The sequence below is a fragment of the Pseudoalteromonas sp. SG44-1 genome (genome assembly GCF_014164315.1).
GTDB classification, from domain to species: Bacteria; Pseudomonadota; Gammaproteobacteria; order Enterobacterales; family Alteromonadaceae; genus Pseudoalteromonas; species Pseudoalteromonas rhizosphaerae.
Map to the genome: position 1 here is coordinate 1 of NZ_JACJEW010000063.1, position 22,179 is coordinate 22,179.

Below are 22,179 nucleotides of genomic sequence, written 5' to 3' on the forward strand. Positions count from 1 at the left end.
TGCTAGGTGCTAGGTGCTAGGTGCTAAAAATATTAACCTTGTGGGTTTTTCCTGCAAGGTTTTTTTATACCTAAAACTTATCAGTTAATATTTGTGCTACACAGGACTCTGCAAATAAGTAATACTTAACATCATAAATAATTAGGTAATATTCATTTATGTTAGGGTTTTGGTACAGTAAGTCTCCGCAATTTGCAAAGGATCACAAAGATTTTTGCGAGCACGTTTAATCGCCCATTTTTTACTATTTTCAACAGCTTACTTTTTCATTTTAACAGTACTCAATGTTTTCTATTTCGAGCAATTAGACCTTGCCTTAATTGACTGTTTAGGACTTGTTATCTCATTAACTATTTATTTCTGGTTTTACAAATCTGGCAACGTTAATGTAACCGCATGGGCGGTTACATTAATGGCTAGCAGCTTAGCTATGTTATTTATAATTTCGGTAGGCGGAAATCCATTCTCAATATTATGGGCTACGCTTATCCCCCCTATTGCATTTTTTTTAATAGGCAGAAAACGGGGAAGCATCATCAGCGCAATTGCATTCTCTATTTGTGCATACTTAATTTATACACAGCAACAACAAACAATAACCACAGGGTTAGGATCATTATTTAACACTATCGAAGTCAGTATCGCTCATATTCTAATTTTTAGATTTTACGAAAAAACACGTTCGTTAGCGTATCAAAACTTATCTAACCTTAATGACGAAATTAAAAAGTTAGCAGAAACAGACAAGTTGACTGAGTTATATAACAGACAAAAATTTGATGCAGAGTTATCGGCATTAATAACTAAAAGCGAGCACTCTCAAACATCTCATTGTTTACTTATGTGTGATATAGACTATTTCAAAAAAATTAATGATACCCACGGGCATTTAGTTGGCGATAAAGTACTAAAAGAGTTTGCCCATCTGTTGCAGCAAAAAATAGGTGAGTAAGCGTTAATCGCTCGTTGGGGTGGTGAAGAGTTTGTAATAATATTACTCAACACTGCTTTGTTGGATGCAGCAAAGCAAGCGAATGAATTAAGGAGTTTAATTAGCTCAAATACAGTTGCCAATATGCCTATCACTATCAGCCTTGGGGTAACCGCTATACAAAAGAGTAATGATAGCGTTTTAAAAGTATTAGAGCGAGCTGATAAGGCACTCTACTTTGCTAAACATCACGGCCGAAATTTAGTTTGCATCAACGATAACAACGCACATGTTACCTGTTATGACACATTTTTAAAATTAGTCGACGATGATATAAACGAATAATACCAATCGACTTAAATATTTAACTATTCTAGCGCGCTAAATAAAGCGCTAACTGCGTTAGTAATTTTTCATGTAGAACAACTACATGTCAAAATTTCTGCCTTGTTATCACTGTGTTTTTCTGTCGCTATAAATGGTCAGTAACTTAAAACGATTGGTATAATCTGTGATTCGAGAACGGAAAAACTACGCATTTGAAAAACAAAAAACCCAGCCTAAGCTGGGTTTTTGATATTCATAGAAAACTAAAATTACTTGATTTTAGCTTCTTTGAAAAGAACATGTTTACGGATTTTTGGATCAAACTTTTTGATTTCCATTTTTTCCGGCATGTTACGCTTGTTCTTGTCGGTAGTGTAGAAAAAACCAGTACCAGCTGTAGAAACTAAACGGATCTTATCACGCATGACTCAGGTCCTTAAACTTTTACGCCGCGAGCACGGATTTCAGTAAGAACCGTGTCGATGCCTTTTTTATCGATAATACGCATACCTTTAGTAGTAGTGCGTAATGTTACAAAACGTTTTTCACTTTCAACCCAAAAACGGTGTGTTTGTAGGTTAGGTAGGAAACGACGTCTAGTCGCGTTTCTCGCGTGTGAACGGTGATTACCAACCGCAGGACGCTTACCTGTAACTTGACATACTTTAGACATGTCTATATATCTCCAATAACTTCGCTCGAGCTTAATTTGTCCCCTAGGCTATGTATTTTGTGCCCCAGGGATAAATCGAAGGGCGCTCTTTATACAGCTTATACAGGCAAAGATCAAGTGATTGATCTAATCCAACCAGCTCATGTGTAAATTTGATAGCGGCTAATTATAAAGATCGAATGCCCTTAGGGAAAGTAAAAACTGCATTTAAATTAAACTAATTTGCAAATAAGCACTAAACCGCTCATTTTTAACACGCTTAGTGATTTGAATACGCTTAAATCAAGCCTCGTTCTGCAAACGAAACACAATTATCTCCCCCAACAACGATGTGATCTAAAATATTTATATCGACTAATTGCAAAGCTTGCTGCAATTTAGTGGTAATTAATTTATCAGCTTGGCTTGGTTCAGCAATACCTGATGGATGATTATGAGCCAGAATAAGTGCCGCAGCGTTATTTTTTAAAGCCGCTTTGACGACTTCTCTTGGGTAAACAGATGCCGCATTAATAGTGCCATAAAAAAGTGTTTCTTCTTTAATTAAGCGATTCTGACTATCTAAATACAACACCATAAACACTTCTTGCTGCAAGCCTCGCAGCTCAATCGTTAAATAGTCATATACTGATTGCGGTGAATTAAATACTGCTTCGCGCTGGCATTGCTCCATCATATAACGACGACTCAACTCCAGTACTGCTTGAAGTTGCACAAATTTTGCTGTGCCCAGTCCTTTTTGTGCACAAAAATCATCGATTGATGCATTAAATAAGTTATGCAGTGTTTGATTTTGTGTCATTAAATGTTGTGCTAACTCAACTACATTCATGCCCGGCAAACCCGTTCGCAAAAATATCGCTAATAACTCGGCATCGCTTAACGACTTAGCCCCTTTCGCCAATAACTTTTCGCGTGGTCGCTGGCTACTTGGTAAAGAGGTGAGCTGCATTATTTCGTCCCTGAAAAATGATTTATAATTTAACTGTAATGCAAAAATAAAATTTCGCCTGTAAAACTGCGAATAAATTCCATATTAAAACTTCGTCCCCAAGGCAAAGATTTGCTATCGTTAGCGCATATCGACAAACAGTTTTATCAGAGTATGACAAAGTTAATGACCAATTTAGCGACAGAATTAGTAAATAAAAAAATTGTACTTGGTATCAGCGGTGGTATTGCCGCCTACAAATGCGCCGAACTTGTTAGACGTTTAAAAGATCATGGTTGTGATGTCAAAGTGGTGATGACTGAGTCAGCTAAGCACTTTATTACTCCGCTTACCATGCAGGCCGTAAGTGGTGAAATGGTCTCAGACTCTTTGCTCGATCCATCTGCTGAAGCCGCTATGGGCCATATTGAATTTGCTAAATGGGCTGATTTAATATTAGTCGCTCCTGCCACATCTAATATCATCGCAAAAATGGCAGTCGGCATTGCAGATGATTTACTCACCACTCTATTGCTGGCAACCCCCGCAAAAGTAGCAGTGGCGCCTGCAATGAATCAACAAATGTATGCCCACCCAGCAACTCAAGCTAACCTAGCAACTTTAAAACAGCGTGGCATTGCAATTTGGGGCCCAGGTAAGGGTGAACAAGCATGTGGTGATGTAGGTGCAGGGCGAATGCTTGAACCACATCAGTTAGTGGCACTATGCACGCAACCTTCGCAACCGCAACTACTAGCTGGTAAAACAATTACAATCACCGCAGGGCCAACTCGTGAGCCACTTGATCCGGTGCGTTTTATATCAAATCACAGCTCTGGGAAAATGGGCTTTGGGCTTGCACATGCGGCAGTTAGTTTAGGTGCAACGGTTAACCTGATTTCAGGTCCGGTAACAATTGCGCCACCACCAGGTGTAAACCTAATAAACATTGAGACCGCTGAGCAACTACTTGAACAATCACTTATTTTTGCTCCCAAATCGGATGCTTTTATTGGTTGCGCCGCGGTTGCCGATTATCGCGCCGCAGCGATAGCCGAGCAAAAAATGAAAAAACAAGGCGATGAACTGACTCTCACTTTAGTTAAAAATCCAGATGTAATTGCCGCAGTTGCTAGCCTTACAGAGGGTCGCCCATATACAGTTGGCTTTGCCGCAGAAACTCAAGATGTCGCAAGCTATGCGAAAGGCAAACTCAGCAATAAAAACCTCGATATGATCTGCGCTAACGATGTATCACAAACGGGCCTTGGTTTTAATTCAGATCATAATGCTTTAACACTGTTCTGGCATAATGAACAAAAAGAACTGCCCGTCGATACCAAAAGCGCATTAGCACTGAGTGTAATGAGTGAGCTTGCTAAACGATTGTAAAAAGGCTGGAAAGAAACTGAATAAAACATTAACATAGCCCTTATCGCTTGCTCAAAAAGTGAGTGATAAGTAGCCGCCAAAAGCTAAGTAAATAATTATAAAGAAAGGAATGTTCATGCCTGCGACAAAAAGAAGTAATCGCAAAGAGCAAATACTACAAGCACTCGCACAAATGTTAGAAACCAGCCTAGGTCAACGTATCACCACAGCAAAATTAGCTGCTGAGGTAGGCGTTTCTGAAGCTGCGCTTTATCGTCATTTCCCGAGTAAAGCACGGATGTTTGAAGGCTTAATAGAGTTTATTGAAGACACTTTGTTGTCGCGCATAAATCTCATTCTTGAAAACGAAAAAGAAACTCAAAGCCGTATCTATAATATTTTATTGCTACTACTGGCATTTGCTGAGAAAAATCCGGGGATCACTCGTATTTTGACCGGCGACGCCTTGCAAGGTGAACAAGAACGCTTGCGTGAGCGTGTACAAAGCTTGTTTGAAAAGCTTGAAACACAACTAAAACAAGTACTACGCGAGCGTAAACTTCGCGAAGGTAAAACCTTTCAAAGTGATGAGTTAACCATTGCCAACTTTTTACTTGCCTACATTGAAGGCAAGATGAACCAATTTGTCCGCAGTGACTTTAAAGCAAAACCTAGCGCGCAATTTGAAAAACAGTGGTTAGAATTACAAAAAATATGGCTTTAACTCCTAGCTCCTAAAATTATCAACCTTGTCGGTTTTCCTACAAGGTTTTTTTATAAATGTTACTTTCAACCTTTATTTTCGACCGCTTATCGTTTCTACTCGAATTGTTGAACAAACTCGTTATGATGATGCAGATGAAACAAAACGAGAAGTAACAATGAAAGCACAACTTTCCCTACTCAGCGTAGCACTGGTTGCAAGCCTTGGCAGTGCCATGGCATCCGCAAAAGAGCCGCTACAATTTAAAGATGTATTCGATTTCAAAGCAGCTAAAACAACGCAATTATCTGAAAATGGTGAAGTACTGAGCTTTAGTGCAACCCCATACCGTGGCGATGCAACAGGCCAAGTCTATACCTTAAACAATAATAAATTACTTGCAGAAATTGAGCGCGGCACTAAACCTCAGATCAACAAAGCAGCTAACTGGGTAGCATTCACCCAAGTCCCTACTTTGCTTGAAAAAGAAACCACAAAAAAGAAAGACACCTTAAAAAACAATCTAGTACTCGTTAATACAATAACGGGGGAACAACAAGTTTTTGAGAACGTAAAAGATTACCAGCTCTCTGATGATGGTAACTGGTTAGCTTATCGCTTTGATGAAAAAGCAGATAAAGACGCTGATAGTAAAGATATTGATGACACAAAAAACACCGCTAAAACCAGTGAAATCAAACCTGATAAAAAAGATAAAGCGTTTGAGCTCATTGTTGTAAATTTAAAAGACAAAACAACTCATACAGTAAATAGCGTATTTAGTTACGCAATCAATACATTTGGCAGCGAGCTTCTGGTCAGCCAAAGCTATCCTGACGGTAACGATAACCAAGTAGCATTAATTACATTAAACCAAACATTTGATACGAGTGTATTAATTGATGAACCAGGCGTTGTTGCAAACAAAATAGTGTGGCATCCAACTAAGAATATTGCCGCATTTACACTGGGTAATTATGTAAATGACGATATGCGCCGTCGCGATCATCAGCTAAAACTGTGGCAAAACGAACAGCTTACAAATATTGCTGCTCCTGAAAAAGATTGGACTATTGGTAAAACAGCAAAATTGAGCTGGTCTGAAGACGGTGAACGCTTGTACTTTGAAAATCACCCTAAGTTAGCGGCAAAAATTAAAGAAAAGAAATACACAGATCAAGCCTCGTTATTTGATTACGATACGATACGCGACCAAAAAGGCCTTAATGTTTGGCATAACAACGATGCCGAAATTAAACCCCGCGAAGAGCAACAATGGAAAGAAATCAATAAAAACCGCCATTATCAAGCCGTTTACCATCTTAATGGCAAACAAGTTGCGCAACTAAGTAACACTGACATGCCAGATGTGGCACTCAATACCAACAATCGCACTGCGTTACTTGGTTCTTCAAATTTACCTTATCTTAAACGTATTATGTATGGCGGTTTTTTTGCTGACTACTATGCAGTCAATGTGCAAAATGGTGAGCGTAAAGCAATTATCAGTGATTACCCGTTTAGGCCCAGCCTATCACCCAGTGGACAATTTGCTGCTTACTTTGAAAATAGCCAAGTGCAACTCAAAGACTTAGGTAACAATAAAGTCAGTACCTTAACAACAGCGATTAAAGCAACGTTCGCTGATGATCAGCACGATTACCCTTCAACTCAACCGGGTTATGGTTTTGCCGGTTGGTTAACTGATAGCAGCCAAGTGCTGGTATATAGCAAATACGATATCTGGGCATTTGACGTTAAAACCCTCAAAGCCACACGCCTTACACAAGGCAAAGAAAACAACACGCAATATCGAGTCATCAAACTTGATAAAGACCAAGTTGGCTTTAAAAAAGACGATACATTGTTGCTAAGTGCTACAAACTTACAGCAAAAGCAAACTGAAATAGCAAAACTCAATCTTGCTGATAACTCGATCAGCAAAGTATTAAGCGGTAAAAAACGTTTTGACGTGGTAAAAAAAGCTAAAAATGCCGATAAATACCTATTCACTGAGCAAACTTATCAGCAGTTCCCTGATTTTTATCAAGCTGATTTTAGCTTTAAAAAGCCACAACGCGTTACTAACTTAAACCCACAAGTTAACGACTTTGCGTGGGGGCAAAAACCGGAGCTAATTAGCTATAAAGGCTTCGATGGCGAAGACTTGCAAGGCGTATTGATAAAGCCTGCAGGCTATAAAAAGGGCGATAAAGTGCCAGTGGTGGTGTACTTTTACCGTTATATGAGTCAACGCATGTTTGATTTCCCTAAAATGGAATTAAACCACCGTCCTAACTTCCCAATGTTTACTTCGAACGGTTACGCGATTTTCTTACCTGATATTCGCTTTGAAATTGGTCACCCTGGTAAATCATCAACGCAAACCATGATCAACGCCACCCAAAAGCTGATTGATTTAGGTATCGCTGACCCTGATAAAATTGGCTTACAAGGGCATTCATGGGCGGGCTATCAAAGTGCCTTTATGATCACCCAAACTGATATGTTCAAAGCGGTAGTATCGGGTGCGCCCGTGTCAAACATGACCAGCGCTTACAGCGGTATTCGCTTAAAATCTGGATTAGCGCGTCAGTTCCAATATGAAACTGGGCAAAGCCGTATCGGTAAAACCTTGTTTGAAGCGCCAGAGCTTTACATCGAAAACTCACCGGTATTCTTCGCTGATAAAGTAAATACACCAATCTTAATTATGTTTGGTGATAAAGATGATGCTGTACCATGGCACGAAGGCGTACAGTATTATTTAGCGCTGCGCCGTGCAGGCAAAGATGCGACGTTTTTGCAGTATGAAGGTGAACCACACCACTTAAAGAAATTCCCTAACCAAGTGGATTTTTCAATTCGGATGATGCAGTACTTTGATCACTACTTAAAAGGCAAGCCTGCCGCTAAGTGGATGACCGAAGGCGAAGCTTTCATTGAAGAATAAGCTGAAGAATAAGCAGCCATAAACTAAAACGCCCAGCAAATGCTGGGCGTTTTTTATTTACCTAAAACTACCTAGCCCGCTGACGATTACCGCCAACCTTAGGTTTGGTATTGGCTTTTTTAAACTGGCTAAATCCGGTGTGACGACTAAGCGCTGGACGCCCGCCTTTACCTGCTTTAAGCGATTTTTCGTCACGGGTTTCTTCTGGCACTAAGCAGTTTGGACCTTTACCAATCAACTTAGCTGTGCCCATACTACGCAGTGCTTCACGGATCATCGGCCAACCTGCTGGGTCGTGATAACGCAATATCGCTTTATGTAAACGACGTTGACGCGCGCCTTTTGGCACCGGCACTTGCTCAGTATTATTTTTAATATTACGCAGCGAGTTCATCCCAGTGTGATAAATCGTGGTGGCATTAGCCATTGGTGACGGATAAAAATTTTGCACTTGATCTAGTTTAAAATCGTTCGACTTTAACCACAACGCCATGTTCACCATGTCTTCGTCTTTAGTGCCAGGATGCGCAGAAATAAAATAAGGGATCAGGTACTGCTTTTTCCCTGCTTCTTTTGAGTATTTATCAAAAAGCTCTTTAAACTGATCATATGCGCCCATGCCTGGTTTCATCATCTTAGATAATGGCCCGTCTTCGGTATGCTCAGGCGCTATCTTTAAATAACCACCAACATGATGGGTTACAAGTTCTTTGACGTAACGAGGGTCTTGCACAGCTAAATCGTAGCGAACACCAGAGGCTATTAGGATTTTTTTAATCCCCTTAACTTCACGGGCCTTTTTATACAACTCGATAGTCGGTGTATGGTCGGTATCCATATGCTTACAAATATCAGGATATACACATGATAAACGTCGGCAGGTACTCTCAGCTTTTTTGCTCTTACAACGCAGTTTATACATGTTAGCAGTTGGCCCACCAAGGTCCGAAATAACCCCAGTAAACCCTGGTACTTTGTCACGAATTTGTTCGATTTCTTCAATAATCGATTCTTGTGAACGACTTTGAATGATCCGTCCTTCATGCTCAGTAATTGAACAGAAACTACAGCCACCAAAACAACCTCGCATAATATTAACTGAGGTTTTGATCATGTCGTAAGCGGGGATTTTTGCAGTACCATAACTTGGATGCGGAACACGCTGATAAGGCAATCCAAACACCGCATCCATTTCATGTGTTTCAAGCGGATACGCAGGTGGGTTAACCCAAATAGAGCGATCGCCATGGCGTTGGAATAACGCTCGAGCACAACCTGGGTTCGTTTCTTGATGTAAAATACGTGATGCATGAGCGTACAGTGGTTTATTAACACTCACTTGCTCAAACGCAGGTAGCTTAACGTAGGTTTTTTCCCAAGGTTTAGGACGCGCTGGCTGAATGGTAATTGGTTTTGCCGCTTCAGCTTGTAAATCAATACCCGCTTTTTTAAATTCGCTTTTGCTACAACCCACATCATCCGCACCATATGGGTTTGGAATTGGGTCAATTTTACCAATTTTATCAATCGCGGTGGAATCACTACCACGCCAGCCCGGTAATGGCTCTTTACGAATAACCGCCGTACCACGGATATCTTGAATGGTATCCATCGTTTCGCCGGCGGCAATACGATGAGCAACTTCTATTAATGGTCGCTCAGCATTACCGTAAATAAGAATATCGGCTTTGGCATCAAATAAAATACTACGGCGAACTTTTTCTTGCCAGTAATCATAATGGGCAATTCGACGTAAGCTGGCTTCGATACCACCTATTACAATTGGCACACCTTTGTAGGCTTCGCGGCATCGTTGTGAGTAAATCATCACCGCACGATCAGGACGCTTGCCACCCACATTACCGGGCGTGTAGGCATCATCATGGCGCATACGCTTTTCAGCCGTATAGCGGTTGATCATCGAGTCCATGTTACCGGCAGTCACACCAAAAAATAAGTTAGGCTTACCAAGAGCCATAAAGGCATCTTTCGAATCCCATTCTGGCTGAGCGATAATACCGACCCTAAAACCTTGTGCTTCAAGTACACGACCAATTACCGCCATACCAAAGCTGGGGTGATCTACATAAGCATCACCACTGATAATGATGATATCGCAGCTATCCCAGCCAAGGGCATCCATCTCTTCGCGTGTAGTTGGTAAAAATGGTGCTGTGCCGTAACACTCAGCCCAATATTTAGGGTATGAGAATAACGCTCGCTTGGCTTTAAGTGCGCTCATATAAAGTAACCAATTGCTTTAAAAAAGGTCGCAGAGTATACCCGAATTAATCACCAAGCGATATTAGCTATTTACACTGGCATCAAACATAATATTATTTTTTACTTTCAATATATTGAATAAGCTCAACTTCAGGCATCGGTTTAGCGTACATAAAACCTTGCACTTCATCACAACCCAATTGCTTAAGAAAATCAGCTTGTGCTTGTGTTTCAACACCTTCTGCAATCGTTTTTAATCCGAGCTGCGCGCCAAGAGCTATAACCAGCTTGGCAATTGCGCCGCTGTCTTTTTCGGGTAAGTCTTTGACAAATGCACGATCTATTTTCAACCTATCCAACGGTAACTTTTGCAAATAACTCAGTGATGAAAAACCAGTACCAAAATCATCTATCGCCACTTCAATACCAAACTCTTTTAGATCTTGCAGTGTTTCAATCACCATCGAGAGATCATCCATCACCACACTTTCGGTAACTTCTAATTCAATATTTTTTGGGTTTACCTGATATTTTCGCAAAGTATCTTTGACTTGTTGTGCGTAGCCTTTTACCTTAAATTGCGGTACCGACACATTGACCGCAATACAAATTTCAACACCTTGAACCTCAAGACGTTTTTGCTGCTGACAAGCCTGCTCCAATACCCATTGACCAATCTCAACAATTAGCCCGGCATCTTCAGCAAGTGGTACAAAAATCGCAGGAGAAATATAGTTACCTTGTCCCGATGGCCAACGTAGTAATGCTTCACAGCCTTTTAATGACAAATCACTAAACGCCAATTGCGGTTGATACCATACTTCCAATTTATTATTTTCAAAGTCTTGGCGAAGCTGGCGAATAATCCCTAATCGCCAAGCCATTTGCTCTTCCATATCGGGTGTATAACAAACAGCATTCCCCTGATTACCTTTTTTAGCGTGATTGAGTGCAATATACGCAAGCTTAAGTGTTTCAATACCGGTGGTTTGAAAGTCCAGTTGCTCGCACAAACCAATTTTAAAATTAACCGGTAACAGATGCTCTGCTGCTGCAAACGGTAAGCTTAAATTTTCACTTAATTCGTTTAGATCAAATCCATCGCGCTCAATTAAAAAACCAAATACATCTGCACCAATCCGTGACAGTAATTTAGCGTTTGGGTATTCTTGTTTGAGTCGCTCAACGATTGATGTAAGTAAGTGATTACCCACTTCTTGACCCAGACCATTGTTGATGTCTGAAAAATGAGCGACATCAATTAGAATAAATAGATACTCGTTACTATTTAATCGATGATACTTTTCAATTTGTTCAATAAAATCAGTTCTATTGGCAAGACCTGTTAACACATCTTTGTAGGCTGCATCTCTGAGTTTATTAAAAAGTCTGACGTTATCTAAGCCTACACTGACGTTTGTTAAGAAAATTTCAGCAAATTGCAATTGTGTTAAGCTTGGTTGGCTAACGTACTCTAAGTAAATAGCAGCCTGACGATTTTTACTTTTCAATAAAAACGTAGTGTCGTGCTCAGTGTGCTGATGTTCGCCAAACTCAAAACAATTTTGCACTTGCAAAATAATCCGCCCATCATCAAGTTGTTCTACACCTTGGCCAATAAAAGCACTAAACTCAGCGCAACCACCCAACACTTGAACTTGATAACTATCATCCAGACTGCCACACACAACCCCCCTTGGCGCACAATCTAAAATTACCGAGAGCTGCTTAATCACCGCCATAGTAAATGCTTTAATGTCGGTAAAACCTAAAATTGCCTTTGAGGCTAACAGAATATTATTTAACGCTTTGCTTTGATATTCAAGTTGGCAAACTTGTTCGTATGAGCGAATAGCTGTAACTAACGAGGTAACTAGCTTACTGCGGGTAAGTTCGGTTTTAGTTTTATAATCATTGATATCATATTCTCGGATCACCTGTTCTTCAGGCGCATATCCAGGCTGACCCGTTCGTAAGATAATTCGTACGTTATGATTTTTCAGCGTATCACGTACCTCTTTAACTACTTTTAAACCCGCATCATCGGATTCCATGACTACATCTAACAGTAATACCGACACATTATTAGTATTAGCTAACACTTCAACTGCTTCAGCGCCAGAATAAGCATGATGAAAACGCAGTGTTCTTCCCCAAAACTCGACGCCTGAGAGTGCTAGTTCTGTTACAGTGTGAATTTCAGGATCGTCATCAACAATCAGAACATCCCAGTAATCTTTGGGCACAACCTCTTCATGAGGCTCATCTTCATGGTTAAAAAACAAAAAATCATTGTGTTCTGACGTCATTCCAAATCCTTTAAATTCAAATATTACGCGCCATCATTTAATATTGAGACAATTCAGTTATTGACTAATAAGTTATCACTATTTAACTTATGATACAGTATTAATGTCGATGATTAATGAATATTGATTTACAGATTATAGTCGATATTCTGCAGCTTGCTGTGCGACAGTGGAATTTATAATTTAAGGAACAGCCATTAATATTTTACCCAGAATTACTAAATTTATTTTTCTGATTACTTTAATTCTTTTGGTAATTGGGCTGCTATTGCCACAGCAATACCAAGTACAAAAGAGCATTGAAATTCATGCTCCGCAAACAGATATCACCCCGTTACTTAGTGATTTTACCAAGTGGTCTAGCTGGTCACCTTGGCAAAAAGTAGATCCGAGTATTGTTTTCACGCTTGGAGAGCCGAGCTCTGGCGTTGGTGCTCATCAATTTTGGCAAAGTAGCTGGGGATTTGGTGAAATGACGATTACCAATATAAGCAGCACTAAAATCAATTTTAATATTCTCTTTAATGAAGAGCATATTGTTACAGGTGTGGTCTCTTTTTCACCACTAGCTAATGGTAATCAAGTGACATGCTCACTAGATGGCGAAGTTACTACTTCAATTTTAGGTGGTTACTTGGCGCTATTTAGCCAATATATTTTGGCAAATACGGTGAAACTTGGACTTAATAATTTAAAAACTACTGCACAGCTGCAAATAGCCCCACACAGCGAGAAGATCGATGACGATTCAAACAGCCCAAGCAAAAATTAACCTTGCTCATATAATTGAAACTAAGCTAGGTTACTCGATGAGTAAAACCAGTTCGACTCGCCTTACCAGTACCAGTGATGATAGTTATGGCCCACAAGGGCAAAGTAAACTGCCCTATCAAGTCAATAGTGATAACTCAACACTCAATAGAGCCCAACATCGCCAACAATTGCTCCTTATCAAACAACAACACAATATTGAAGCGATTATGGCCATGGCAATGGATTTTTGCCCTGACGTAACTAGTAAAGGGCAACCTGACAGTGATTGGGTCGAACGCTTTATTGCACTATGTGAAGATACTTCAAACGAATCAATGCAAAAGCTGTGGGCAAAAATTTTAGCGGGAGAAACGGTATCACCGGGAACATTTTCAATTAAAAGCTTACAAACACTTAAGCAAATGACCCAGCGCGAAGCGGATGCACTACAAAAATGTACCGCGATTTGTGGCTATAATGAAAAAGATAATAGCCATTTAATTTTATTAGGCTTTTATAAAAAACCTTCGCTATTTGATTTGCTACGCAAAGGCAATAAAGTGTCGTTTAACTTAGGTAAAGCTGGGATCAGCTTTCCTGATGTATTAACTTTGATGGATATCGGCCTAATCTACCGTAAAGAAATTGAATCCGCAGCACTTAAGGCGGGCCAAGAAATGAATCTGACATTTTTAACCCAACGGGTTGCACTCAAACCAAAAAATAACGATCTAGTGCTCAGTTACTATAAATTTACGCAAACGGGTGATGAACTTAGAAAATTGATTAACACGCCAGTTAATAAGGCCTATAAGCACTTGTTAAACAGTGCACTTGAAGAAGAGTTTGAAGTAGCGTGGCACGCAATTAAATAACGGTACCACGCCAAAGCACACAAATTAGAAGTGAATTTGTATGCCGGCAAATGGACCTGATGCATCAATATTAGTATATAGATTATCAATATCATCAAGCTCTAGCGTCATTTTACGGTAACCCGCTTTGATATCTAAATCTACCGCTAAGTTATCAAGCAAAGCCCATGCAATACCCGCTTGGTAGTCTTGTACTTTGCTATCATCGATAGCAAGTAAGCTGCCTTCAAAGAAGACGCTTAAACCCGTTAACGGTAAGCCTACTTCAGCACGACCATACACTAATGGTACAAAACCAGAAAAATCCACAGTTTCTGTTGTTGTTGTGCCATTGGCAGTACCGGTAACAACAATATCGCCATCAAACTGCTTAGCATTTACACCTAAGTCGATAGACAACAAGTCATTATCAAATATCTCATAATATAAAATATAATCAATGTGTGATAAGTCGCTGACCGTAGTTGCAGTGGTATTGGTTGTAAATGAAGTGCCACCAAACTCAAACGTCTCATTAAGCAAGGTTGAGCCATTTAACTCAAGCTCGGTATACTTTAACTTAATATTTGGCACTAATGGAATTGGATGCTCAAGCGCTGCGTAGTAGCTAATGAAGGTTTCATCTTCAAAATTAAAGTCTTGCATATTACCGCTATCAGAAAAGCTACCTGAATTATCAGATTGCCAGCCATCAACACCAACATATAAACCTAATAGAGTGTCAGCGTGAGCCGCTGGAGCCAAAAATGCCATCGAAAGGGCAGCGGCTAAACAGTACTTTTTCATGTGTTATCCTTGCGCTAAAAGTTCGCTAAGTTCAATAAGAGCCGCATTGGCTCGTGAAATATAATTTGCCATTACTAATGAGTGATTAGCAACAAAACCAAAACCATTACCATTTAAAATCACCGGACTCCAAACAGTCTCTTGGGTTGCTTCAAGCTCACGTATAATTTGTTGTAAGCTCACACGTGCATTCTTTTTCTCTAATACATCAGCAAAGTCATATTCTACCGCTTGCAAAAAATGTAATAAAGCCCAAGTTGCACCGCGTGATTCATAAAACACATCATCAATTTCCCACCAAGAGGTTTTTATCTGATTTTGTAATGGTGCATAAGTCGCTTGGTGTGCTTCTTTGTCACCAGCTAAATCAGTATTTAACCGATCTTGACCAACGCTGGCACTTAACCGCTGACTTAAACTACCAAGGCGTTTTTCGGCTTCTTTTAACCAGCCTCGTAGGTTGTCTGCCCGCGCGTAAAACTGACTGTCACGACTGTTTTGGTCAGCTATTTGAGTACGATACACGATTAATAAATCAATGCCTTTTTGGTATTCACTCTCGGCACTTGGCCACGCCCATGCTTCTGAACTAATATTAAATTGGGGCTGGGCTTTTTTTAGAGCTTCATGTTCGGTCGATTGCGACTGAGAACGGCTAAAGTCTTTACGCATTGATAGCGCCAAATCGCGCGTCATTTCTAATGCGCCATATTCCCAAGCAGGCATATTATCCATAAGAATACTCGGAGGTATTACATCATTTGATAAATAGCCACCAGGTTTATTCAATAATGTGCTGGCAACATTAATCAAAGCCGTAGTTGTTGTGTAACCTGTTACTAGTTTTTCGCCACGCTGCTGCGCATCCTGTTTAGCTTGCGTGATCACATTTACGCGGCTTGGCTCAACACTCCAATACACAGATACGGCATAAAATAAAATAAAAACTAATATTAGCCCTGCTATAATTTTCCCTTTATGTTGTGACATTTAATCTCCTAGTGATGTGTATGGTGCTGTTCAGATAGTGATACTTGCTCAACTTGGCTTTCTAATGAAACCACGGTAGCTTGAGTAAATACACGATCTCCATTGCTAAAATATAGCGTGAGTTTGAGTTCTTGCCCTATTTTTAACGGCTCTTTTGGTTCAAAAACCATTAAATGATAACTACCTGGCTTAAAATCTAGCTGTTGATGTGCTTTGATCTCTAACCCATCTACTTTTTGCATTTTCATCATACCATTAACATGCTGATGTTCATGTACTTCAACTCGTCCTAAGCCCTCAAGGCTAGCCTTAGTTAATGTCACTGCTGCATCACCATGATTAACAAGCGTTAAATAACCAACACTGGATTGACTGCCAGGTAAAAAAATCCTTACTTGGGCATTGCTAACTACAATATCACTTGCTGTATCATGTTGATGCTCTGCATGGGCAAATAGCACAGGAGAGTATAGGCCTACAGCTAAAAAAGCCGCTGTGAAGATAGTTAGTAATGGCTTAAGAGTCATTTCGATCCTTGTTATAATAATCACTTTAAGTGCTAAATTTAGCATATTTGCGAAAAAATAGTCAGCTAAATTAGCATTTAAGGTAACCTCTGTGTGGCAAGCTATGCCACCTTTTTATTATCCGCGACTAACCAACACAGAAAAACAATCAGCAGTAGCGGCCATGCGATCATCACAGAACCAAACAACAAAGCCAGCATCACGCCGACTCCTATTATTAGACCTGCGCCAATCAAACCAACACTAACCAGCGCAATAATGGCAATAACGACCACCACAGCGACTAATGCACCAAATAGTTCAATGCCAACCCAACTCAAGTCAGCAATCCACAAAGGGAGCTGCCATGAGTCAAACTGCATTATCTCAAATGGACTAGAAGCGATAAACAATGCTGCTAGTAGACACAGTGCAATAATTTTCATGGCGCTCTCCTAATAAACCTTGTTGTCTAAACAACAATGTGCAATTAAATAACCCGCACCAATAAACAGTGGGAACTGAATAAACAGTACAATAGTTGCTAATCGAGTTGCCCAAATCGGAAAGTCAAACCGACGCGCTAAGCCACTACATACTCCCGATATTTTTTTATTTAATGGATCTTTACACCATTGAGTATTGTTATTAAATGTATTCATTTTTATAACTCCTAAGCCGACTGTTTTACTTTAGCTTTAAGTGCTGCAAGCTCTTTATCCAAGGCTTCGTCTTTTACAAGCGCATCAATTTGCGTTGCCGTGTCTGATTGATTAGCTGCAGCCATTTCGTATGCTTCCACTTGTGATTCAATTGACTCAACTCGGCGCTCAATCACATCAAAACGCGACAGTGCATGTGCCACTTTATCGCTATGTAACTGCTGATTAACTCGTACTCGTGCATTTAAAACACTATGCACCTGAGTTAAGCTCTGCCGCTTTGCTTTGGCAGCACTAAGTTTGTCTTGTAAACGCTGTGCATCGTCAGCTAACTTGGCCAATGAATCGGTTAATTTAACGAGCTCAGGTTCAACAGCTGCCATATCAGCGGCTACACGCTGCTTTTCTTTTAATGCGGCTGTGGCTAAATCATCTCGGCCTTTACTGACGGCTATTTCGGCTTTTTCTTGCCATTGTGCTATGGATGTTAACTTATCGCTTTGCTGGCGTTTCAATGCTTTTTCTTCACACAAAATCGCTGCAGCAGTAGTACGGCACTCATTCAGAGCTTGTTGCATCTCGATAATAAGTAAATTAAGTAGTTTTGCTGGATCCTCTGCCTTATCAAGCACAGTGACCAAGTTTGATTGAATTAGATCATTAACACGATTCATTAGGCCCATGATTTTCTCCTGTTGATTATGGGTGATTACACCTAGGAGATTCCAAGACTTATGCCATGTCGTTAGAAAAACAACTAAAACAATAAATAACAATAGGATAGAAAGATAACATCAATTTAAAAGTGACGTTTAGCAGAATTAAAATACGTTAAATTAACTAAAAAAGTGATATTTTGACTAAATTTTAGGATCAAAAAAAGCCACTAAAAAGTGGCTTTCAAGATTAAAATTTCAGCTATTCAGGCACAAAACTTAATGCTTTATCCATCACTGATAAATCGGCTTGCTTACCATGGCCGTTTTCAGATAAATGACGTCTAAATCCTCGCGCCCCTGGTTGGCCTTGGAAAATACCCAACATATGGCGAGCTATATGCCAAAAGTTAGCGCCTTGGCGCATTTCATCTTCAATATAACCATACATTGAACGCACCACGTCATGACGCGATAATGTACACGCAGTATCACCGTAAATTTTCTCGTCCACTTCACTTAATATAAATGGATTACTATACGCTTCACGACCGATCATAACGCCATCAAGATGCGCTAAATGAGCAAGACTATCAGCGATGGTATTAACCCCACCATTTAAGCTTAAATCAAGCTGTGGGTAATCTTTCTTCAGTTGATAAACACGCGGATAATCAAGTGGTGGAACTTCACGGTTTTCTTTCGGACTTAATCCCTTTAGCCATGCTTTACGGGCGTGAATAATAAAGTCATCACAGCCAACCTTATGACTCGCTTCGATCAGCGCACATAAAAACTCATATGAATCCTGCTCATCAATACCAATGCGTGTTTTCACCGTAACAGGAATAGTAACCTCCGCCTTCATTGCTGCAATACAATCAGCAACAAGCTGCGGCTCGCCCATTAAACACGCACCAAAGCGGCCATTTTGCACTCGATCCGAAGGGCAACCAACATTTAGGTTTACTTCATCATAACCACGTTCAGCAGCCAGTTTTGCACACTTTGCCAAAGCTTCAGGATCAGAGCCACCTAATTGCAAAGCAACGGGGTTTTCATGTGTATTAAAGTGTAGATAATCACCACGCCCAAATAAAATTGCACCGGTTGTTACCATTTCGGTGTAAAGCACCGCATGCTTGGTCATTTTACGATGAAAAGTACGGCAATGGCGGTCTGTCCAATCGAGCATGGGTGCCACAGAAAAACGTCTATTCAAAGTAAAATCCTCAGATGATATATAAGTATAAGGGTTATTCCCTCATTGGAAGGCGCTATATTTTACACAAATCAAAGCCGAGCTTCAATCGTAAGCAAGTTGTTGTTTGTCGGTAGCAGAGATTGAGTTGTTTAACGCAGCAACAAAAATGTATGCTGCGCTTTAGATAATATACTTAAAACGATTTTGTTAGATTATCAAATTGCTGGCCTTGCACTGTAATAGTGGTTTTTTCTAAGCTTATATAATCATTTTTTTGCTTGGGGTTAACCAAACGTGCTGCGACTTCAAATTTAGCAACTTTAGCTTCGCTATTTAGCTCAAGTATTTTTAAAGATGAATGAGTATCATGCTTAGCTGACTGCACATAATATTCACCAGCCCAACTGGCATCAAACACTAAATTAGGCGCATTTTTAGCGGAAGATTCAATAAACACTCCCTCTTTAATTTCGTCTCGTAATAAAGTAACGGTGTAATGATCTCCTCCCGTATGACCGAAATATACGGTAACGGCATGATTGTCATTATGACTAAAATCATAGTCAGTAACTTGAATAACCTTCATTTCGCTTGGAGGCGGTTCAACGCAAGCCGTTAATCCTAAAGCGAGAAAACCGCATAAAATAATCTTTTTTAATAACATTTTTCATTCCTTAAATTTTATTACGTTATATTTAATCTAGATAATTCTAAGCAATAATTCAAAATTTTATATGACAATAGTTTTTTAACAGCGCTACACAGCCTTTATATGAATACTTGTAAGCCAAAATAATGGGCTATCCCGTCGAGTATATTTGTCACGGCAACTGATGAAAGGATCAAACCCATGATCCGGCTAACGATACTCGCACCGCTATCACCAATTAATTTGTGAACATGGGTTGCCAACAGTAAAAGCACAAGTACCACAGTAAGAACAGCTAACATCATTGATGAAGTAATTAACTGCTCAACCCACGTGTATTCAGTATTACGAGTCATCAAAACAGCGCCAAGCATCGCGCCTGGACTGGCGATTGATGGGATAGCTAAAGGGAAAATGGCCGTTTCAGTGCTATCACGTACACTTTTAATTTCCATTTCTGGTTTACTTTCACCAAAAATCATCGACAAAGCGAACAGCAATAACACGATACCACCTGCGATTTGAAACGCTGACAAGGGGATATTAATAGCATTTAAAAGCAGCTCCCCAGCGACAACAAAAAACAATAATACCCCAGCAGACACCAGAACAGCTTTCAACGCGACTTTACGTTTGAATTTGTCACTATCTCCGCGTGTTAAGGCTATAAAAACAGGCACAGTACCGATTGGATCGATAACCGCAAAAAAGAAAATAAATACCGCTAATAATTCATTCATTGTTAGCCTTCCTAGAATAAAACTGTCTAATAAAAACGCTGCAACTACAATACAGTATGTTAGTATAACACGGTAGCGTAAGGATAAGAGAAGATGAAAATAGAATCACTCGTTAGTAAAGCCAAACAAGTGTGTGACAATCGCGGTGCGCGATTCACTCCAATTCGTGAAAAAGTATTTCGCCTATTAGCAAGTGCGCAAGGCGGAGTGGGCGCTTATGATTTATTAGAGCAACTAAAACTCACTGAATCAGGAGCAAAACCAGCCACAATTTACCGTGCCTTAGACTTTTTAGCTGAATTAGGTTTTATTCACAAAATTGAAAGTACTAACGCATTTATGTTGTGTCATCATTTTGATCATATCCACCCTGTACAACTGTTGATATGCGACAGTTGTGGTTTTGTCAAAGAGCTGCACTCTAGCGTGATTTCGCATGAACTTAATAGTCTTGCTGCTGAGAGTGGTTTCGTCGTATCGGGGCAAACTATTGAAGCCCATGGTAGATGTGGAAATTGTAAAGAATAATTAAGTGCAGAGCTAAAATAACTCACTACACTTTAACGTATAACCGCAGTTAAACTGCTAAATTCGAGGGATAAACAATAATGAATGTAGAGTTCATCAATCCTTTTTTATCATCTTTATTAAATGTGCTCAGCACAATGGCGCAAACCGAACTAAAACCGGGTAAGCCGAAAATAAAAAAAGATGAAGTTGCCTGTGGCGACGTTTCGGGATTAATTGGCATGGTAGGACCGCAAACTAAAGGTTCATTTTCGATCACTTTTGATGAGAGCCTTGCCTTGACTATTATGGAAAGAATGCTAGGTGAACGCCCTGATTCGATCAATGAAGAAGTAACCGATATGGTTGGTGAAATTACCAATATGGTCACTGGTGGGGCAAAAAATCTACTTGGTGAAAAAGGCTATGACTTTAATATGGCTACACCAATCGTTGTGTCTGGTAAAGGCCATACCATAACTCATAAAAGTGAAGGGGCAAAAATATTAATCCCATTTACCTCTGATGCCGGTAATGCCAATATTGAAGTTAGTTTCGATAAAATATGAGCTGGTTGCAAAAACAACTACTTTTAAAGCCTCGCTCTCGAGGCTTTCATATTATTGATAGCGAAATACTCAGCCAACTCCCTGAGATTTCCGATTACCAAATTGGCTTATTACACCTTTTCATACAGCATACTTCAGCCAGCTTAACGATTAATGAAAGTGCCGATCCGACAGTACGTATGGATATGGAAAGTCACTTCAATAAATTTGTTCCCGAGCGCCAACCTTATTATCGTCATGATTACGAAGGTGATGATGATATGCCTGCGCATATAAAAACGAGTACCTTAGGCTGCGAACTAACGATTCCAATTAGCCAAGGACGTTTACAGCTTGGTACATGGCAAGGGATCTACTTAGGCGAACATCGTGATCATGGCGGCGCAAGACGTATTATTGCAACGCTGCAAGGGCAAGTTTAAATAAAACTATTTAATTTAAATTGAAGTACCAAATAAATTGGATATGTGCTTTAAGCAATAACTGCTTGTCAATCAAATTTGGGTGGGTATTCATTTTTAAGAGATTGGAGCGGTACACGAGGCTCGAACTCGTGACCTCGACCTTGGCAAGGTCGCGCTCTACCAACTGAGCTAGTACCGCATAATATTTTTCACTTTAAAATTACTCCAATTTCTTTGGTTAGAAATTGGAGCGGCACACGAGGCTCGAACTCGTGACCTCGACCTTGGCAAGGTCGCGCTCTACCAACTGAGCTAGTGCCGCATTTCAAAATAGTCAGTAATTTGTCCGTTGGTGCGCGACAAGTCGCGGTAAAACGTTCTGGCAACTGAGCTAGTGCCGCATTATAATTTTTAGGTTCTAGGTTCTAGGTTCTAGGTTCTAGGTTCTAGGTTCTAG

Annotated in this window: 22 protein-coding genes, 2 tRNA genes and 1 pseudogene; 9 read left to right on the forward strand and 16 right to left on the reverse strand. The window is 40.0% G+C overall.

The genetic code is table 11. The features are described 5' to 3' along the window. Positions 1-214 precede the first annotated feature (214 nt). Positions 215-1,276: pseudogene (locus tag H5187_RS19755) on the forward strand (GGDEF domain-containing protein). A gap of 251 nt (positions 1,277-1,527) precedes the next feature. Here H5187_RS19755 and rpmG read toward each other — a convergent pair. The 3 genes from rpmG to radC form a co-directional block, all read right to left on the reverse strand. Continuing rightward, on the reverse strand, positions 1,528-1,683 hold the full coding sequence (gene rpmG, locus H5187_RS19760; RefSeq protein ID WP_004335545.1) for a 50S ribosomal protein L33: 156 nt from the start codon (positions 1,681-1,683) through the stop codon (positions 1,528-1,530). Positions 1,684-1,694: 11 nt separating this feature from the next. Further along, the gene (rpmB, locus tag H5187_RS19765; RefSeq protein WP_004335549.1) at positions 1,695-1,931 is read right to left on the reverse strand and encodes a 50S ribosomal protein L28; all 237 of its coding nucleotides are present in this window, start codon (positions 1,929-1,931) and stop codon (positions 1,695-1,697) included. Between the two features lie 277 nt (positions 1,932-2,208). Further along, complete coding sequence (gene radC, locus H5187_RS19770) at positions 2,209-2,883, reverse strand: RadC family protein (protein ID WP_169020545.1); 675 nt, start codon at positions 2,881-2,883, stop codon at positions 2,209-2,211. Between the two features lie 153 nt (positions 2,884-3,036). Between radC and coaBC the strand changes: the two genes are divergently transcribed. The 3 genes from coaBC (at position 3,037) to H5187_RS19785 (ending at position 7,889) form a co-directional block, all read left to right on the forward strand. Further along, positions 3,037-4,254: a bifunctional phosphopantothenoylcysteine decarboxylase/phosphopantothenate--cysteine ligase CoaBC gene (gene coaBC / locus H5187_RS19775; RefSeq protein WP_179959239.1), complete on the forward strand. Its 1,218-nt coding sequence runs from the start codon at positions 3,037-3,039 to the stop codon at positions 4,252-4,254. A 115-nt stretch (positions 4,255-4,369) separates the two neighbouring features. After that, positions 4,370-4,957: a nucleoid occlusion factor SlmA gene (slmA, locus tag H5187_RS19780; RefSeq protein WP_182718344.1), complete on the forward strand. Its 588-nt coding sequence runs from the start codon at positions 4,370-4,372 to the stop codon at positions 4,955-4,957. A gap of 157 nt (positions 4,958-5,114) precedes the next feature. Then, a complete protein-coding gene (locus tag H5187_RS19785; protein ID WP_182740732.1) occupies positions 5,115-7,889 on the forward strand; it encodes a prolyl oligopeptidase family serine peptidase in 2,775 nt (924 codons plus the stop codon). Positions 7,890-7,956: 67 nt separating this feature from the next. Here the strand turns inward: H5187_RS19785 and H5187_RS19790 are convergent, their stop codons facing one another. Next, entirely contained in the window at positions 7,957-10,131 is a 2,175-nt protein-coding gene (locus tag H5187_RS19790; RefSeq protein ID WP_182798201.1) for a YgiQ family radical SAM protein, read from the reverse strand. A gap of 94 nt (positions 10,132-10,225) precedes the next feature. Next, on the reverse strand, positions 10,226-12,421 hold the full coding sequence (locus H5187_RS19795) for an EAL domain-containing protein (RefSeq protein WP_182740731.1): 2,196 nt from the start codon (positions 12,419-12,421) through the stop codon (positions 10,226-10,228). 268 nt (positions 12,422-12,689) lie between these two features. On the opposite strand from H5187_RS19795, the gene H5187_RS19800 reads away from it, so the two are divergent. Continuing rightward, positions 12,690-13,193 carry an SRPBCC family protein gene (locus H5187_RS19800; protein ID WP_246175639.1) on the forward strand — a complete coding sequence of 168 codons (504 nt, stop codon included), beginning with the start codon at positions 12,690-12,692 and terminating at the stop codon, positions 13,191-13,193. Continuing rightward, on the forward strand, positions 13,162-14,049 hold the full coding sequence (locus H5187_RS19805) for a TIGR03899 family protein (protein ID WP_182740730.1): 888 nt from the start codon (positions 13,162-13,164) through the stop codon (positions 14,047-14,049). The genes H5187_RS19800 and H5187_RS19805 overlap by 32 nt, the downstream gene beginning before the upstream one ends. 24 nt (positions 14,050-14,073) lie before the next feature. Here the strand turns inward: H5187_RS19805 and H5187_RS19810 are convergent, their stop codons facing one another. The 9 genes from H5187_RS19810 to H5187_RS19850 all read right to left on the reverse strand — a co-directional run bounded on the left by H5187_RS19810 (position 14,074) and on the right by H5187_RS19850 (position 20,242). Then, positions 14,074-14,835 carry a TIGR04219 family outer membrane beta-barrel protein gene (locus H5187_RS19810; RefSeq protein ID WP_149983237.1) on the reverse strand — a complete coding sequence of 254 codons (762 nt, stop codon included), beginning with the start codon at positions 14,833-14,835 and terminating at the stop codon, positions 14,074-14,076. Between the two features lie 3 nt (positions 14,836-14,838). Then, positions 14,839-15,825, reverse strand: coding sequence for a DUF2333 family protein (locus H5187_RS19815; protein ID WP_145234671.1), 987 nt, complete (start codon positions 15,823-15,825; stop codon positions 14,839-14,841). Between the two features lie 8 nt (positions 15,826-15,833). Continuing rightward, positions 15,834-16,352: a copper chaperone PCu(A)C gene (locus H5187_RS19820; protein ID WP_182718348.1), complete on the reverse strand. Its 519-nt coding sequence runs from the start codon at positions 16,350-16,352 to the stop codon at positions 15,834-15,836. Between the two features lie 101 nt (positions 16,353-16,453). Continuing rightward, positions 16,454-16,777, reverse strand: a complete 324-nt coding sequence (locus H5187_RS19825; protein ID WP_145234667.1) for a hypothetical protein — start codon at positions 16,775-16,777, stop codon at positions 16,454-16,456. Positions 16,778-16,786: 9 nt separating this feature from the next. After that, entirely contained in the window at positions 16,787-16,993 is a 207-nt protein-coding gene (locus tag H5187_RS19830; protein WP_149983241.1) for a PspC domain-containing protein, read from the reverse strand. A gap of 11 nt (positions 16,994-17,004) precedes the next feature. Next, positions 17,005-17,676 carry a PspA/IM30 family protein gene (locus H5187_RS19835; RefSeq protein WP_182798202.1) on the reverse strand — a complete coding sequence of 224 codons (672 nt, stop codon included), beginning with the start codon at positions 17,674-17,676 and terminating at the stop codon, positions 17,005-17,007. Positions 17,677-17,911: 235 nt separating this feature from the next. Beyond that, positions 17,912-18,871 carry a tRNA dihydrouridine(20/20a) synthase DusA gene (dusA, locus tag H5187_RS19840; RefSeq protein WP_220493312.1) on the reverse strand — a complete coding sequence of 320 codons (960 nt, stop codon included), beginning with the start codon at positions 18,869-18,871 and terminating at the stop codon, positions 17,912-17,914. 175 nt (positions 18,872-19,046) lie between these two features. Next, positions 19,047-19,517, reverse strand: coding sequence for an outer membrane lipoprotein-sorting protein (locus tag H5187_RS19845; protein WP_149983244.1), 471 nt, complete (start codon positions 19,515-19,517; stop codon positions 19,047-19,049). Between the two features lie 104 nt (positions 19,518-19,621). Beyond that, a complete protein-coding gene (locus tag H5187_RS19850) occupies positions 19,622-20,242 on the reverse strand; it encodes a MarC family protein (protein ID WP_149983245.1) in 621 nt (206 codons plus the stop codon). Between the two features lie 93 nt (positions 20,243-20,335). On the opposite strand from H5187_RS19850, the gene H5187_RS19855 reads away from it, so the two are divergent. The 3 genes from H5187_RS19855 to H5187_RS19865 all read left to right on the forward strand — a co-directional run bounded on the left by H5187_RS19855 (position 20,336) and on the right by H5187_RS19865 (position 21,740). Further along, positions 20,336-20,770 (forward strand): transcriptional repressor, encoded by a 435-nt coding sequence (locus tag H5187_RS19855; RefSeq protein WP_145234655.1) that lies wholly within the window; start codon positions 20,336-20,338, stop codon positions 20,768-20,770. An 80-nt stretch (positions 20,771-20,850) separates the two neighbouring features. Beyond that, positions 20,851-21,318 (forward strand): chemotaxis protein CheX, encoded by a 468-nt coding sequence (locus H5187_RS19860; RefSeq protein WP_145234652.1) that lies wholly within the window; start codon positions 20,851-20,853, stop codon positions 21,316-21,318. Continuing rightward, positions 21,315-21,740 (forward strand): secondary thiamine-phosphate synthase enzyme YjbQ, encoded by a 426-nt coding sequence (locus H5187_RS19865; RefSeq protein WP_182798203.1) that lies wholly within the window; start codon positions 21,315-21,317, stop codon positions 21,738-21,740. The genes H5187_RS19860 and H5187_RS19865 overlap by 4 nt, the downstream gene beginning before the upstream one ends. Positions 21,741-21,845: 105 nt before the next feature. Here H5187_RS19865 and H5187_RS19870 read toward each other — a convergent pair. Then, a tRNA-Gly gene (locus H5187_RS19870) sits at positions 21,846-21,921 on the reverse strand. Between the two features lie 47 nt (positions 21,922-21,968). Further along, positions 21,969-22,044: transfer RNA gene (locus H5187_RS19875), tRNA-Gly, on the reverse strand. Positions 22,045-22,179 lie beyond the last annotated feature (135 nt).

Coding starts and splice junctions, on each gene's coding strand:
- rpmG (WP_004335545.1), bottom strand. CDS start 1,683: ATGCGTGATAAGATCCGTTTAGTTTCTACAGCTGGTACTGGTTTTTTC.
- rpmB (WP_004335549.1), bottom strand. CDS start 1,931: ATGTCTAAAGTATGTCAAGTTACAGGTAAGCGTCCTGCGGTTGGTAAT.
- radC (WP_169020545.1), bottom strand. CDS start 2,883: ATGCAGCTCACCTCTTTACCAAGTAGCCAGCGACCACGCGAAAAGTTA.
- coaBC (WP_179959239.1), top strand. CDS start 3,037: ATGACAAAGTTAATGACCAATTTAGCGACAGAATTAGTAAATAAAAAA.
- slmA (WP_182718344.1), top strand. CDS start 4,370: ATGCCTGCGACAAAAAGAAGTAATCGCAAAGAGCAAATACTACAAGCA.
- H5187_RS19785 (WP_182740732.1), top strand. CDS start 5,115: ATGAAAGCACAACTTTCCCTACTCAGCGTAGCACTGGTTGCAAGCCTT.
- H5187_RS19790 (WP_182798201.1), bottom strand. CDS start 10,131: ATGAGCGCACTTAAAGCCAAGCGAGCGTTATTCTCATACCCTAAATAT.
- H5187_RS19795 (WP_182740731.1), bottom strand. CDS start 12,421: ATGACGTCAGAACACAATGATTTTTTGTTTTTTAACCATGAAGATGAG.
- H5187_RS19805 (WP_182740730.1), top strand. CDS start 13,162: ATGACGATTCAAACAGCCCAAGCAAAAATTAACCTTGCTCATATAATT.
- H5187_RS19810 (WP_149983237.1), bottom strand. CDS start 14,835: ATGAAAAAGTACTGTTTAGCCGCTGCCCTTTCGATGGCATTTTTGGCT.
- H5187_RS19815 (WP_145234671.1), bottom strand. CDS start 15,825: ATGTCACAACATAAAGGGAAAATTATAGCAGGGCTAATATTAGTTTTT.
- H5187_RS19820 (WP_182718348.1), bottom strand. CDS start 16,352: ATGACTCTTAAGCCATTACTAACTATCTTCACAGCGGCTTTTTTAGCT.
- H5187_RS19825 (WP_145234667.1), bottom strand. CDS start 16,777: ATGAAAATTATTGCACTGTGTCTACTAGCAGCATTGTTTATCGCTTCT.
- H5187_RS19830 (WP_149983241.1), bottom strand. CDS start 16,993: ATGAATACATTTAATAACAATACTCAATGGTGTAAAGATCCATTAAAT.
- H5187_RS19835 (WP_182798202.1), bottom strand. CDS start 17,676: ATGGGCCTAATGAATCGTGTTAATGATCTAATTCAATCAAACTTGGTC.
- H5187_RS19845 (WP_149983244.1), bottom strand. CDS start 19,517: ATGTTATTAAAAAAGATTATTTTATGCGGTTTTCTCGCTTTAGGATTA.
- H5187_RS19850 (WP_149983245.1), bottom strand. CDS start 20,242: ATGAATGAATTATTAGCGGTATTTATTTTCTTTTTTGCGGTTATCGAT.
- H5187_RS19855 (WP_145234655.1), top strand. CDS start 20,336: ATGAAAATAGAATCACTCGTTAGTAAAGCCAAACAAGTGTGTGACAAT.
- H5187_RS19860 (WP_145234652.1), top strand. CDS start 20,851: ATGAATGTAGAGTTCATCAATCCTTTTTTATCATCTTTATTAAATGTG.
- H5187_RS19865 (WP_182798203.1), top strand. CDS start 21,315: ATGAGCTGGTTGCAAAAACAACTACTTTTAAAGCCTCGCTCTCGAGGC.